At 39.2% G+C, this 12,305-nt stretch carries 15 protein-coding genes, 1 tRNA gene and 1 other RNA gene; 5 read left to right on the top strand and 12 right to left on the bottom strand.

Going from position 1 to position 12,305, the window contains the following annotated elements; all coding sequences use genetic code 11:
• The first annotated feature begins 115 nt into the window (after positions 1-115).
• Positions 116-203: transfer RNA gene (locus TZ94_RS07265), tRNA-Ser, on the top strand.
• Between the two features lie 77 nt (positions 204-280).
• Here the strand turns inward: TZ94_RS07265 and TZ94_RS07260 are convergent.
• The 5 genes from TZ94_RS07260 to TZ94_RS09345 all read right to left on the bottom strand — a co-directional run bounded on the left by TZ94_RS07260 (position 281) and on the right by TZ94_RS09345 (position 5,146).
• Positions 281-1,615: an Nramp family divalent metal transporter gene (locus tag TZ94_RS07260; protein ID WP_045615523.1), complete on the bottom strand. Its 1,335-nt coding sequence runs from the start codon at positions 1,613-1,615 to the stop codon at positions 281-283.
• A 314-nt stretch (positions 1,616-1,929) separates the two neighbouring features.
• Positions 1,930-2,277: a transfer-messenger RNA gene (ssrA, locus tag TZ94_RS09540) on the bottom strand.
• Between the two features lie 61 nt (positions 2,278-2,338).
• Entirely contained in the window at positions 2,339-2,974 is a 636-nt protein-coding gene (locus tag TZ94_RS07255) for an SGNH/GDSL hydrolase family protein (protein ID WP_045615522.1), read from the bottom strand.
• 1 nt (position 2,975) lies between these two features.
• Positions 2,976-3,803, bottom strand: coding sequence for an HAD family hydrolase (locus TZ94_RS07250; RefSeq protein ID WP_045615581.1), 828 nt, complete (start codon positions 3,801-3,803; stop codon positions 2,976-2,978).
• A 23-nt stretch (positions 3,804-3,826) separates the two neighbouring features.
• Positions 3,827-5,146, bottom strand: a complete 1,320-nt coding sequence (locus TZ94_RS09345; protein ID WP_052689737.1) for a CapA family protein — start codon at positions 5,144-5,146, stop codon at positions 3,827-3,829.
• 158 nt (positions 5,147-5,304) lie between these two features.
• Here TZ94_RS09345 and def point away from each other — a divergent pair, with 158 nt between their 5' ends.
• Entirely contained in the window at positions 5,305-5,916 is a 612-nt protein-coding gene (gene def / locus TZ94_RS07235; protein WP_045615521.1) for a peptide deformylase, read from the top strand.
• 44 nt (positions 5,917-5,960) lie between these two features.
• A complete protein-coding gene (gene rlmB / locus TZ94_RS07230) occupies positions 5,961-6,689 on the top strand; it encodes a 23S rRNA (guanosine(2251)-2'-O)-methyltransferase RlmB (protein WP_016465611.1) in 729 nt (242 codons plus the stop codon).
• A 32-nt stretch (positions 6,690-6,721) separates the two neighbouring features.
• Here the strand turns inward: rlmB and trxB are convergent, their stop codons facing one another.
• The 7 genes from trxB to TZ94_RS07195 all read right to left on the bottom strand — a co-directional run bounded on the left by trxB (position 6,722) and on the right by TZ94_RS07195 (position 11,077).
• Positions 6,722-7,633 carry a thioredoxin-disulfide reductase gene (gene trxB, locus TZ94_RS07225; RefSeq protein WP_045615519.1) on the bottom strand — a complete coding sequence of 304 codons (912 nt, stop codon included), beginning with the start codon at positions 7,631-7,633 and terminating at the stop codon, positions 6,722-6,724.
• Positions 7,634-7,698: 65 nt separating this feature from the next.
• Positions 7,699-7,923, bottom strand: coding sequence for a DUF4059 family protein (locus TZ94_RS07220; RefSeq protein WP_045615516.1), 225 nt, complete (start codon positions 7,921-7,923; stop codon positions 7,699-7,701).
• Positions 7,924-8,002: 79 nt separating this feature from the next.
• A complete protein-coding gene (locus TZ94_RS07215; protein ID WP_045615514.1) occupies positions 8,003-8,746 on the bottom strand; it encodes an amino acid ABC transporter ATP-binding protein in 744 nt (247 codons plus the stop codon).
• Positions 8,746-9,546, bottom strand: coding sequence for an amino acid ABC transporter permease (locus tag TZ94_RS07210; protein ID WP_045615512.1), 801 nt, complete (start codon positions 9,544-9,546; stop codon positions 8,746-8,748). The genes TZ94_RS07215 and TZ94_RS07210 overlap by 1 nt, the downstream gene beginning before the upstream one ends.
• A 156-nt stretch (positions 9,547-9,702) precedes the next feature.
• Complete coding sequence (locus tag TZ94_RS07205; protein WP_045615511.1) at positions 9,703-10,059, bottom strand: Spx/MgsR family RNA polymerase-binding regulatory protein; 357 nt, start codon at positions 10,057-10,059, stop codon at positions 9,703-9,705.
• Positions 10,060-10,071: 12 nt separating this feature from the next.
• Positions 10,072-10,563, bottom strand: a complete 492-nt coding sequence (locus TZ94_RS07200; protein WP_198921332.1) for a methylated-DNA--[protein]-cysteine S-methyltransferase — start codon at positions 10,561-10,563, stop codon at positions 10,072-10,074.
• A 13-nt stretch (positions 10,564-10,576) separates the two neighbouring features.
• Positions 10,577-11,077, bottom strand: coding sequence for a GNAT family N-acetyltransferase (locus TZ94_RS07195; protein WP_045615577.1), 501 nt, complete (start codon positions 11,075-11,077; stop codon positions 10,577-10,579).
• 134 nt (positions 11,078-11,211) lie between these two features.
• On the opposite strand from TZ94_RS07195, the gene TZ94_RS07190 reads away from it, so the two are divergent.
• The gene (locus TZ94_RS07190; protein ID WP_045615506.1) at positions 11,212-11,667 is read left to right on the top strand and encodes a DUF1836 domain-containing protein; all 456 of its coding nucleotides are present in this window, start codon (positions 11,212-11,214) and stop codon (positions 11,665-11,667) included.
• Positions 11,657-12,304 carry a PAQR family membrane homeostasis protein TrhA gene (gene trhA, locus TZ94_RS07185; RefSeq protein ID WP_045615505.1) on the top strand — a complete coding sequence of 216 codons (648 nt, stop codon included), beginning with the start codon at positions 11,657-11,659 and terminating at the stop codon, positions 12,302-12,304. The genes TZ94_RS07190 and trhA overlap by 11 nt, the downstream gene beginning before the upstream one ends.
• Position 12,305: the final 1 nt, after the last annotated feature.

Below are 12,305 nucleotides of genomic sequence, written 5' to 3'. Positions count from 1 at the left end.
AAAATCAAAGTCAAGCATTTTTTGTCATTTTCTATCATTTTCTGTCACTACCCCCTCAACTTCAAATAAATTTGCAAGAAAGAAGGCTTTATGGTAGACTAGGTGAGTAGGCAATGGAAGATTACTCAAGAGGCTTAAGAGGCCGTGTTGGAAACGCGGTAGGCGTGTTAAAGCGTGCGTGGGTTCGAATCCCATGTCTTCCGTTTATTTTCTAAAAAAAGATACCCAAGAAATCTTGGGTATCTTTTTATATGTTAGTTCTAAAACTAGGGTGAATTTCTTAGAAGGTATCAAATAGCAATTTTATATTGAGAATAGTTAAGATAATGGAGACAATATAGCCAAGAATGGTATTCCATTTGGCATTGGTAAATTCTCCCATCAGTGATTTTTTTGAGGTTAGATAAATCAGAGGAAAGATTGAAAATGGAAGAGCGATTGAAAGAAAGACCTGTGAATAGACCAATAACTGATCCAAGGTTTTTTCTTGATGACCGAACAGAACCGCTACTATCATAACAGGCAGCAAGGCAAAGAGACGAGTCGCCAAACGAATGAACCACTGAGACAATCGCAAATGTAAGAAACCTTCCATAACGATTTGTCCTGTCAAGGTACCAGTGATAGTCGAATTCTGACCAATGGCTAATAGGGCCAAGGCAAATAAAGTTGACAAGGTTGAGCTAGCGATGGCTCCTGCAATGGTTGAATCCTGCAAGGCATTATACATTTGAGAGAAGGCAGAAATCTCGGATGCATGGCCGAAAAAGAGGGCCGCTCCTAAAATCAATAGAAGGGAGTTAACCACAAAGGCCAAGGATAATTGGAGATTTGAGTCCCAAGTCATAAAGCGCACCGCTTTTCGAACATCATTTCTGTCCTTGTGATTGATTTTCCGAGTTTGAGACAAGGAAGAATGCAAATAGAGGTTATGGGGCATCACTGTCGCACCTACTATTCCCAGCGCTAATGTTAATTGACTTTCATGTCCTGGCAATGGACTCTCAAATAAGGTTGAATTTGGTAAATAACCCTCAGTGATTCCTTGGAAGCTTGGATGTGACAAAGCTACCAGATAAGTAAAGATAGCTAAGATTGTTAAAATCAGTGTTGTAACGATAGCTTCGATTTTCTTAAAGCCAAATTTCATCAAGAGCAGTAAGAGAAAGACATCCAAAACTGTCAAGAGGATGGCTATCATAATCGGAATCTTAAAGAGAAGATTAAGAGCAATGGCTGAACCTAGTACTTCTGCCAGGTCTGTCGCCATCAGGGCCAATTCCAAAATCACCCATAAGCTATAACGAAGCCATTTAGGTGAATGATGAGCCGTTGCTTGAGCCAGGTCCATCTGGGTTACAATCCCAAGCTTTCCTGCCATCTGCTGAAGTTGCATGGCAATGAGAGATGAAATCAAGATAACAAACAAGAGACTATACTTATAGGAAGCCCCACCGACAACACTGGTAATCCAGTTTCCTGGATCCATATAACCAACAGCTACAAGAGCACCTGGACCTAAAAAGGCCTTTAAATTTTGCCAGAAATGATTATTATTGGGAGTCTCGATGGACTGATTTATCTCAGAAAGTGAAACCTTTTTATGAGATGACATCTCTCTTTACCTCTTTCTAAACCTACCTTTTCATTTGTTTTTATGATTAAAAAATAAGATAATCCTTAATTCATAAGATATTGAAAACTAAATGAAAACCAATTGATTGTTTTCACCATTTTTTAACATACCTTAATTATAACATAAAATCTTAGAAAATTCTGGACTTGATTAACTGTTTAAGATACAACGAAATGTTGTATCCTTTTGTGACTCCCTTTTTTAAAAAACAATACTAAGGAATATGAAAGAACAAAATAAAAAACGTTGATTTGACAACGTTTTAGAAAGGAATGCAAAAGAATGAAAAGAAATAATGGAGCCGGTGGGAGTCGAACCCACGTCCAAACACCTGCCAACATATTTGTCTACAACCATAGGTTATGTATTGTTTTAACAGTCCCTCGACACATAACTCAAGCCTAGGAACTGCGAGTCTATCAATCTCTTATCAAACTGCTAGACAAAGCTTGATCGTATCTCGCTAATAATAAGACCCATCATCAGACACGAGCAATCCGAATCGGGTCACGCCTGCTGGTTTTTAGGCAGCTAGAGCGTAAGATGTGTTATTTTTTGCAGTTATATTTAACTGAGCGTTAACGTCGCCACACGAGTTGCAAAATATGCCTCATAATGCCTGTCGAATCCGTAACGACCCCAAAAGACAACAGAACTATTATACCTTATCTGAGGGGAAATTGCAAAAATGTAAGCAAATACCTAGAAAACACCTATTTTCAAGGCATCTGATAGGGCCTGATAGCCAGAGACGCTAAGATGAAGACCATCTGTTGTATAGTCTGATTTGAGTTGTCCTTCCTGATCAAGTAGTTTGTCAAAAACAGATACATATTCTACCTGCATATAGGCTGATGCCAGTTCTTGGTAGGCTTGGTTCCACGCCTTGATTGTATCATTCTTACGAATATAAACAGTCTGTTTGAAATTCTCACTCTCATTGACCGGCAAGATGGAAACAAGCTTTATTTGTGACAGCGGATAGTCACGTGAAATGGTTTGAATCACACTCTCAAGATTGTTTAGTGCTTCCATCATTGGAACATCTTTTCCAATGTCATTTGTCCCAATCAATAATACAATTTGATCTACTGCATCACCATAGAGGTGGGCATCAAGATTCTTCAATAAAAGGCCAGTCTGATAGCCTCGAATGCCTCGATTCACAATCGTCTTTGACGTTCCTAGTAATTCTTGTAAAGGATAATACTCAATAATTGAATCACCAATAAAGATGATAGAGGGTTCAATTACCGAGATACGATTGAGTTCACGATACTTGGTTTGAATTTTCTCCTGCTCTTTTAAGAGCCAATTTTCTAAAAGTTGTACTGCCAAGTTATTCTCCTTTTTCTAGCCAATTTTCTAAAACTTGGTAAACACCTGCTTGACTGTTGGCTGGCGCCACTTTTGTCGCAACTTCCTTAACAGACTCCTCAGCATTTTCCATTGCGTAAGAAATTCCTGCCAACTCTAACATTTCGATGTCATTTTCACTGTCTCCAAAAGCCATGATTTGTTCTGGTTTTAAGTTCCAACGTTTGAGCAATTCTTCTAGGCCCCATGCCTTATGAATCCCATCCTGTAAGATATCAATACAGCCATATCCACTAGAAACAGCACGAACATGACCATCAAACAAGTCATTGATTTCCTGCAAAACTGCATCTGATCGTTCTTCACCAACAACCATACTCATCTTGAGGACACCACCGAATAAGCTGGAGTCAAATTCATCAACAAAATGCATGCGTTGGTAGAGCTTTTCAATCATCTCCGGAGTCATAAATTTATCCAGTTCTGTAAAAACAGTGCCTTCCTTAACAAAACCACCATTCATACCAGTGACGACAAACTGATCCTGGCATTCCCTACCTTTAAAATGGTCTAAAGCCCTATCAACCATGACATCATCCCAAGTTTGTGCCTGTAGCAATTTATCATTTTCGAATATACGAGCACCATTAGCAACTACGAGAACGACTCTATCTACCAGATGCTCCAGTAATTGACGCATACGATGAACTTCATTTCCAGTAGCAATGACAAACCGAACGCCACGGTGGTCCAGCTTATCCAAAATTTTCTCTAAGCGAGGAAGGTCTAGTTGACCTCTTGGATCTAACAAAGTACCATCCATATCCGTTGCAATGACTTTAATATTCATAATATCCTTCTTGCTTTTAGTTATTACCATTTCAAACCTACATGCTCATTCATTTCCTTGTAGGCTGTATCAATCCGTTCCTTGGTAGCCTCGTCTAACTGACTACGGTATTTCCCACCCTCTATAAAATCTTCTAAAATATAGGTCTGGTATAGATAAAGTGGATAGCCTTCTGGAGAATAGCCTCCCTTAGGAGTCCGACTCACCCAACTTGGATGTGCTTGAGCCGTCTCGATAGTTGTTTTACCAGATTTTTTCTTAATGGTCACATCCATGAGGACTCCACGTTCCGTCCACTTGGCATTTTCAACATCCTGCATGGTTTCAATCCGTTGATTTGAGATAAAATTCCCCATAGAATAAATGATAAGCTTTTTATCACCGTCTTTTTCAACCGTTTCAGCTGGTTCAACAACGTGAGGGTGACCACCAAAGATAATATCAGCTCCCCAATCAATCATTTTATGGTAAAGTTTCTTTTGCTCCTCAGTCGGCTCAATTTGATACTCAACTCCCATCTGAGGCATGATAATTGTAATATCTGCCTCTTTCTCAGCTCGCTCAATTTCAGTCTTCATTTTATCTTCATCTAAGTCTGAAAGATAGCGATTATAATCCTCTTGAGAAATGCTTTGTTCAATACCGTTAAAACCATAGGAATAAGCTAAAATAGCAACTTTAATACCCTTAACTTCCTTGATAAGTAAAAGTGCCTTATCTCGTGATTCATGAGTATAGACCCCGACTGGCGTCATTCCTGCCTTTTCAATAGCATCTGCAGTTGAAACCACTCCCTCAATCTGAGAATCCAAAATATGATTGTGAGCCAAGTCTAGCACTTGATAGCCTGCATCTTTTATAGCATCCATAACTTCACCAGGTGCATTAAACAAAGGGTAACCTGCAAGATAGTGGTCTTTATTTACGGTTCCTTCAAAATCACCAAGAACTAAATCAGCTTGCTTCAGCCAAGGCTTTACGTATTCAAAATTTTCATGAAAATCGTAGGTTCCATCTGACTTTTTTGCTGAGATGTAAATAATATCATGATAGAGCAAATCACCATTTGCCATGATGCGAGCACTTGTTTCCTGTTCTGTTACAGTAGTCTTCTCCTTAGAATCAGCACTCTGACTCACTGTAGTTGCACTACTATTTACTAAAGGAATTCCCTTTAGCCCTTCAGCTAATAAAGTCAATGCCATCGAAATAGCAACTACGATTAACAAAACCATAATAAAGGTTTTATTACTCCATTGGCGATAGTTTCTAAAAAATCGAATCAATTTCTCGACAAGCCGTAAGATAGGACCATTTTGATTTCTACTACTACGTTTTTCCATCTTTTTCTCCTTACTTTTTGATGCAAGTCTCCTTACCTTATTATACCACAGACAAATAGGTATTTCCTTTTATTCTATAATTTTTTAACAGCTTCTGTGACTTTCTTTCTCATCTGTTTTGTGTTATCATGTAATTGTAATGGAAGGAAGGAGAGAACATGTCTGCTATAGAACGTATTACAAAAGCTTCTCATTTAATCGATATGAAAGATATTATCCGCGAGGGTAATCCAACCCTACGTGCTATTGCTGAGGAGGTCACTTTCCCATTGAGTGATCAAGATATTATCCTCGGTGAGAAAATGATGCAATTTTTGAAACATTCACAAGATCCAGTTATGGCTGAAAAACTTGGACTACGTGGAGGAGTTGGACTTGCAGCACCACAATTGGACATCTCAAAACGCATCATCGCTGTTTTGGTTCCAAATATCACTGAAGATGGTGAAACACCTCAGGAAGCCTATGACTTACAAGCTGTAATGTACAATCCTAAAATCGTCTCACATTCAGTCCAAGATGCTACTCTAGGCGAGGGAGAAGGTTGTCTATCAGTCGATCGAGCTGTACCTGGTTATGTTATCCGTCATGCTCGAGTGACTGTTGACTACTTTGACAAGGATGGCGAAAAACATCGTATCAAGCTAAAAGGCTACAACTCAATCGTTGTCCAACATGAAATTGACCACTTAAATGGTATTATGTTTTACGATCGAATTAACGAAAAAGATCCCTTTGAAATCAAAGAAGGCCTACTCATTCTCGAATAAAGAAAATCCCGTTGCAAGACGGGGTTTTATGTTATAATAGAGCCATGAAAACAAATGATATCGTCTATGGCGTTCACGCCGTCACTGAAGCACTTTTAGCAAATACAGGGAACAAACTCTATCTCCAAGATGATCTTCGTGGAAAAAATGTAGAAAAGGTTAAGGAACTAGCTACAGAAAAGAAAGTATCCATCTCTTGGACTTCAAAAAAGGCTCTTTCTGAAATGACTGAGGGTGCTGTTCACCAGGGTTTTGTCCTACGTGTTTCTGAATTCGCCTATACAGAACTTGAGCAGATTCTTGCAAAAACACGCCAAGAAGAAAACCCACTACTACTAATTCTTGATGGTTTAACAGATCCACATAATCTCGGTTCTATCTTGAGAACAGCGGATGCAACCAATGTTTCAGGTGTTATTATTCCAAAACACCGAGCTGTCGGCGTCACTCCAGTTGTTGCTAAAACGGCGACTGGTGCTATCGAGCACGTTCCTATCGCCCGAGTCACTAATCTCAGTCAAACCTTGGACAAACTCAAAGACGAGGGATTCTGGACTTTTGGAACTGATATGAATGGAACTCCTTGCCATAAATGGAATACAAGTGGCAAAGTCGCTCTTATTATCGGAAATGAGGGAAAAGGTATCTCAAGCAACATCAAGAAGCAAGTGGACGAGATGATCACCATACCAATGAATGGTCACGTACAAAGTCTCAATGCCAGTGTTGCTGCTGCTATTCTCATGTACGAAGTCTTCAGAAATCGATTATAAAAAAGTTTCCAATCGTTTGATTGGAAACTTTTTTAATTATGTTCAATGATATATTTATAGGCTTCTTGACCTGCAATAGCGCCATCTCCAACTGCTGTTGTAACTTGGCGAAGGTCTTTCTGACGAACATCCCCAACTGCAAAGACTCCTGCAACACTTGTCTTCATGTGGTCATCTGTCACAATCCAACCTGCCTGGTCTCGAATCTGCAACTCTTGAACGAAGTCACTAACTGGATCTAATCCAACATAGATGAAGACACCACCAAAGGCTTGTTCTGTCACTTGTCCTGTTTTAACATTTTCAATGACAACTGACTCCACACGGTTCTCACCCTTGATTTCTTTGACAACAGAATCCCAAATGAAATTGATTTTTTCATTGGCAAAAGCTCTATCTTGCAAGACTTTTTGAGCACGAAGTTCATCACGACGGTGAACGATAGTTACAGTTTTGGCAAACTGCGTTAAGAAGATTGCTTCTTCAACTGCTGAGTCACCTCCACCTACAACCAACAAATCTTGGTCACGGAAAAAGGCTCCATCACAAACGGCACAATAAGAAACACCACGGCTATTGAGCTCTTCTTCACCTGGAACTCCCAAGAGACGGTGCTTAGAACCTGTCGCTACGATAACTGTACGAGTTTCATAAACTTGGTCGTCTGTTACGACTTTTTTAAATTCACCATGGTCCTCAACAGTTTCAACAAAGCCATAGAGGTGTTCAACTCCAAGATTTTCAAGAGGTTCAAACATCTTTTCAGCTAATTCTGGACCACTGATATTGGCATAACCTGGATAGTTTTCAATATCAGAAGTATTATTCATCTGACCACCAGGAAGGCCACCTTCAATCAAAGCAACTTTCAGATTACTGCGTGCTGCATACAAGGCTGCAGTCATCCCAGCAGGACCTGCACCGATAATAATCGTATCGTACATTCTCTTTCCTTCTTTCTTGTTGTAACTATTTTTATTCTAACGGATTATATCCTATTTAACAACTATTATGCCTTGAGAACCAACAAGATACTCATGGTTGCAAAAGACAGTACTGGAATTATCAAAACTCCAATCATAATCATATCGTAGAGGTGGGCTTGACGTTCCTTAGCAGTTTTATCGACTCCTGATAGAGCTCTAAAACCAATCCAAAGCCCTAAAACCAGTAAGACCAGTAGTATCGTCAACACTAAACTCTCTAAATATAAAGCAAATAGCTGGACTAACATGCTCTCTCTCATTTCTATTAATTTTAAAGAGCAAACCCAGTTAGCTTAGCCAACTGAGTTTTTCTTATCTTCTATTATATCAAATGTAGGTCCGTTTGTAACTAGCAAAGAATTCTTTTGTTCGTTCTTCTTTCGGATGATTGATAATCTCATCTGGTGTTCCAGACTCAATAATCTTTCCTTTATCCAAGAACAAAACCTTATCAGCCACTTGAGAGACAAAGGACATGTCATGACTAACCAAAATCATGGTTTGGCCTGATTTAGCGGCATTAGCTATAGATCTTTCTACCTCACCAACCAATTCTGGGTCCAGTGCTGAAGTTGGTTCATCTAAGAGCAAGACGTCCGGTTTCATGGCCAAAGCACGCGCCAAGGCTACCCGTTGTTTTTGTCCACCTGACAAGTGACGAGGATAGTGTTGTTGACGATCAGATAGACCAACCTTAGCCAACTCTTCTTTGGCTATCTTAGTCGCTTCTTCATCTGATAGTTTTTTAACTACTACCAAACCTTCCTTGACATTGTCTAAGGCCGTTCTACGCTCAAACAGATTGAACTGTTGGAACACCATAGATAGTTTGCGACGAAGAGTCAAGATTTCTTCTTGCGTAATTTGAGAAAAATCCACTTTGAAATCATCAATCTGAATACTTCCACTATCGGGAGTTTCTAGGTAATTTAGGCTACGAAGAAAGGTTGATTTCCCAGCTCCTGATGAACCAATAAGAGCAACGACCTCTCCTTTTTGAATATCTAAGTTCAGATGGTCCAAAACGGTCTGACCTGAAAAGGATTTGCTTAAATTTGAGATTTTAATCATTAGCGAAGCTCTCCTTTCACATCTGTCTCAACATTATCTGGTGCTGAAATCGCCATTTTTCTTTCAATGAAACGACCAAGATTTTCAATAGCAATATTTACAACCCAATAAACTAGAGCTACTGAGATAAAACGTTCGAAGTAACGATAGTCTGCACCACCTAAGATTTGAGCTTGGGCAAAAACTTCTACGACACCTGCACTAAAGGCGAGGGAAGTTCCCTTGGTCAATCCAATGAGGGAGTTAATCAAGGTTGGTGTTGCAACCACGGCTGCATTTGGAATAATCACACGGCGATAAACTTGTGCACGTGTCATCCCAAGACTACGAGCAGCTTCAATCTCACCTGGATTTACAGAAAGAATGGCTGCACGGATAGTTTCACTAGCATAGGCTGCCTCGTTAAAGGCAAAGGCTACAATCGCAAACGCTGCTGCTGGAATCGCATTAATGTTCAGAGAAGTACCCCATTGTTGATTCAATGCTTTCAGAGCTAATGGAATCCCGTAATAGGTCAACATAAGTTGAACTAAAATTGGGGTTCCTTTTAGGAAACTAACAAAAAAGGCTTGTAATGGGTATATAAATCTAACTCGGTTGATTTTAACGATAGCAAAGATTAGGGCTAGCATGATACCAAAAAAGGCACCAAATACCGTCAACATCAATGTTGTAGGTAATTGCTGTACAATTCTTGGGATCCCATCAAAGACAGAACGCCAACTAAAAAGTTTGCCATCTGGAATATATTGCATCAAATTTTGATACCAATCAGATGCTAAAATCGTTGTAACATTCATAGAAACATCCTCTCAAGATAATGATTCATTCTATCATACTTATGCTCTAATTAAAAATATTTGCTACGAGCATATCAGACTTCATCTACCTTCTAGTGTATCATACTTTAAAAGTGGGAGGTTATATATTTTATCTATCAAGGAGATAGAAAAAAACTAATTCAAATCCAAGTCCTTGTATGTCTTACGGTAGCCAATTTGTTTTACAAGACCATTTTCAACAAGTATTGGACGTTTCAATAGCATACCATCACTAGCCAAGAGTTTGGCTGCTTCTTTGTTTGACAATGTTCCAACCTTATCTTTCAATCCGAGTTCACGATATTTGATTCCACTAGTATTGAAAAATTGCTTCAATTCAAATCCCGAAGTTTCGAGCCAGTTTAAAATGACCTTTTCACTCGGAGTCTCTTCAACGATATGAACGTCTTTATATTCTAGTCCGAGTTGATCTAATTCTTTCTTAGCTTTTTTACAAGTTGTACATTTTGGATATTCGATAAATTCTAACATTTTCTTCTCTTTCTATTTTTTATTTTCTTGATAACTTGCACCTTCATGCCTCAAGAGCCAAGCCTTCTTTTCGAGCCCCCAAGCATAGCCTGTCAGACGTCCTCCAGCACCTAGCACACGGTGACAAGGTACAAGGATAGACCAGGGATTGCGACCTACTGCTCCTCCGATTGCTTGAGCAGAAGCCACCTGCAAGTCCTTAGCTATTTGCCCATAAGTAACTGTCTGACCAAAAGGAATTCCTCTCAAGTAGTTCCAGACTCTTTTTTCAAAGTCACTACCGACAGGAGCTAAAGGCATCTCAGATAAGTCTTGATTTTGCCCCTTAAAATAAGTCTCTAAATAGGAAGTAATTTGATTTAAAATGGGATGACTTTCAACAACAGTCACATCATTTTCAGATAATCCCTTCTCAAAATCGCTCTCTTCTTCAATCCATATCCCAAACAAATAGTGGTCATCTGCTACCAGAGATAGGGGACCAATCGGTGACTTGTATAGCATCTTTACATACTTCTTAGGCATTTGATTTTAATTTTTGATAGGCCAAGCGTTCCCCGTCTACTGGAACTTTACCAACCTGTTTGAAGCCAAGTTTTTCAAAGATATGCTGCATGGCTATGTTTTTAGCGTGCGTATCTGAACGAAAATCTAGGTAATCGAAGCCTTCAATCAAGCCTTCTAAAAAGGTCTGAGCAACACCTTGACCTTGGGCATCTCTATCAACAGCAATACGGTGAAATACTAAGTATTCTGCTTCATTTCCCTCCCAGTTGCCATCATAAATTGCTTCATAAGCTTTTTCTGGGCTTTTAGTCACTGCTGCATAGGCTAAGAGGTCACCTTCGTCTAGTGCTACATAAGCTTGACCAGAGATGATATCTTCAATAATGGTATCTACATCTGGGTAGCCGTTTTGCCACTGAGTGCTACCAGCTTCTGCCAAACATTTCTTGGCTCCCTCTATCACTTGCATAATTGCATCAACTTCGTTTGGAAAGGCTAAGCGAATCTCCATCATTTATCCTCTTTTCATACTATTTTCTCTCATCATAGCATAAATTATTTCTTTCTACAAGCACTTGAAACTTGACTTATTATTTCTAATATTTTATAATCTAGTTATTAAAACTAGATAAAAAGGAGTTGAAAATGAATACCACTTTTTCCTATCCAAAATGGGAAGAAATTCCAAGTATCAATCTCTATCTGGACCAGGTTCTGCTCTATGTCAATCAAATCTGTCCTCCAGCTTCTCCTGACAAGGAGAAAGGTTTGACAGCATCCATGGTGAACAACTATGTCAAACACGGTTATATCAGTAAACCTGAAAAGAAAAAATACCAACGCAAACAAATCGCACGATTGATTGCTATTACCACTCTCAAGTCTGTTTTTTCTATCCAAGAAATTGCTCAAACCCTTAATACCCTACATACAGACACTAATTCAGAAGAACTTTACAATGCTTTTGTGGACTATATGAATGAAGATATTGATCCAGCTAATCCCATTATCCAGGCAAGCTGCCAAACTGTCAAACTCTATCATCAAACACTTGCACTAGTCTATTCAGAAACCGAAGAGGAGGAAACAAATGAATACTAGTTTCAAACTTAGTAAACGACTTAGTTTTGGAGAAGAAATTGCCAACAGCGTTACCCATGCTGTAGGAGCATTTATCATGCTCATCCTACTTCCTATTTCATCAACCTATAGTTATGAGGCACATGGTTTCTTATCGTCTATCGGTGTTTCCATCTTCGTCATCAGCCTCTTTCTCATGTTCCTTTCATCGACCATTTATCATTCTATGGCTTATGGTTCGACTCATAAGTACGTCTTGCGTATCATCGACCATTCTATGATTTATGTGGCAATCGCTGGATCTTATACTCCTGTGGTTTTAACTTTGATGAACAACTGGTTTGGTTATCTCATTATTGCTATCCAGTGGGGGACAACTATTTTCGGTATTCTCTATAAAATCTTTGCCAAGAAGGTCAATGAAAAATTCAGTCTCATCCTCTACCTTATCATGGGATGGCTAGTTCTAGCTATCTTACCAGCTATCATCAGCCAAACAACTCCAATTTTCTGGAGTCTCATGGTATCAGGAGGTCTATGTTATACAGTTGGTGCCGGGTTCTACGCTAAGAAGAAACCATACTTCCATATGATTTGGCATCTCTTCATCCTAGCAGCCTCTGCTCTCCAATACATTGCCATTGTTTATTATATGTAAA

Source organism: Streptococcus infantis (assembly GCF_000960085.1).
Classification (GTDB): Bacteria; Bacillota; Bacilli; order Lactobacillales; family Streptococcaceae; genus Streptococcus; species Streptococcus infantis_C.
The sequence above is the reverse complement of the archived record's forward strand: the minus strand, read 5'-3'. Positions and strand labels throughout refer to the sequence as shown.

What these genes read in the sequence shown, in the direction of transcription:
- TZ94_RS07260 (WP_045615523.1), bottom strand. Translation starts at nt 1,615, where the DNA reads ATGTCATCTCATAAAAAGGTTTCACTTTCTGAGATAAATCAGTCCATC.
- TZ94_RS07250 (WP_045615581.1), bottom strand. Translation starts at nt 3,803, where the DNA reads ATGAATATTAAAGTCATTGCAACGGATATGGATGGTACTTTGTTAGAT.
- TZ94_RS09345 (WP_052689737.1), bottom strand. Translation starts at nt 5,146, where the DNA reads ATGGAAAAACGTAGTAGTAGAAATCAAAATGGTCCTATCTTACGGCTT.
- def (WP_045615521.1), top strand. Translation starts at nt 5,305, where the DNA reads ATGTCTGCTATAGAACGTATTACAAAAGCTTCTCATTTAATCGATATG.
- rlmB (WP_016465611.1), top strand. Translation starts at nt 5,961, where the DNA reads ATGAAAACAAATGATATCGTCTATGGCGTTCACGCCGTCACTGAAGCA.
- trxB (WP_045615519.1), bottom strand. Translation starts at nt 7,633, where the DNA reads ATGTACGATACGATTATTATCGGTGCAGGTCCTGCTGGGATGACTGCA.
- TZ94_RS07220 (WP_045615516.1), bottom strand. Translation starts at nt 7,923, where the DNA reads ATGTTAGTCCAGCTATTTGCTTTATATTTAGAGAGTTTAGTGTTGACG.
- TZ94_RS07215 (WP_045615514.1), bottom strand. Translation starts at nt 8,746, where the DNA reads ATGATTAAAATCTCAAATTTAAGCAAATCCTTTTCAGGTCAGACCGTT.
- TZ94_RS07210 (WP_045615512.1), bottom strand. Translation starts at nt 9,546, where the DNA reads ATGAATGTTACAACGATTTTAGCATCTGATTGGTATCAAAATTTGATG.
- TZ94_RS07205 (WP_045615511.1), bottom strand. Translation starts at nt 10,059, where the DNA reads ATGTTAGAATTTATCGAATATCCAAAATGTACAACTTGTAAAAAAGCT.
- TZ94_RS07200 (WP_198921332.1), bottom strand. Translation starts at nt 10,563, where the DNA reads ATGCTATACAAGTCACCGATTGGTCCCCTATCTCTGGTAGCAGATGAC.
- TZ94_RS07195 (WP_045615577.1), bottom strand. Translation starts at nt 11,077, where the DNA reads ATGGAGATTCGCTTAGCCTTTCCAAACGAAGTTGATGCAATTATGCAA.
- TZ94_RS07190 (WP_045615506.1), top strand. Translation starts at nt 11,212, where the DNA reads ATGAATACCACTTTTTCCTATCCAAAATGGGAAGAAATTCCAAGTATC.
- trhA (WP_045615505.1), top strand. Translation starts at nt 11,657, where the DNA reads ATGAATACTAGTTTCAAACTTAGTAAACGACTTAGTTTTGGAGAAGAA.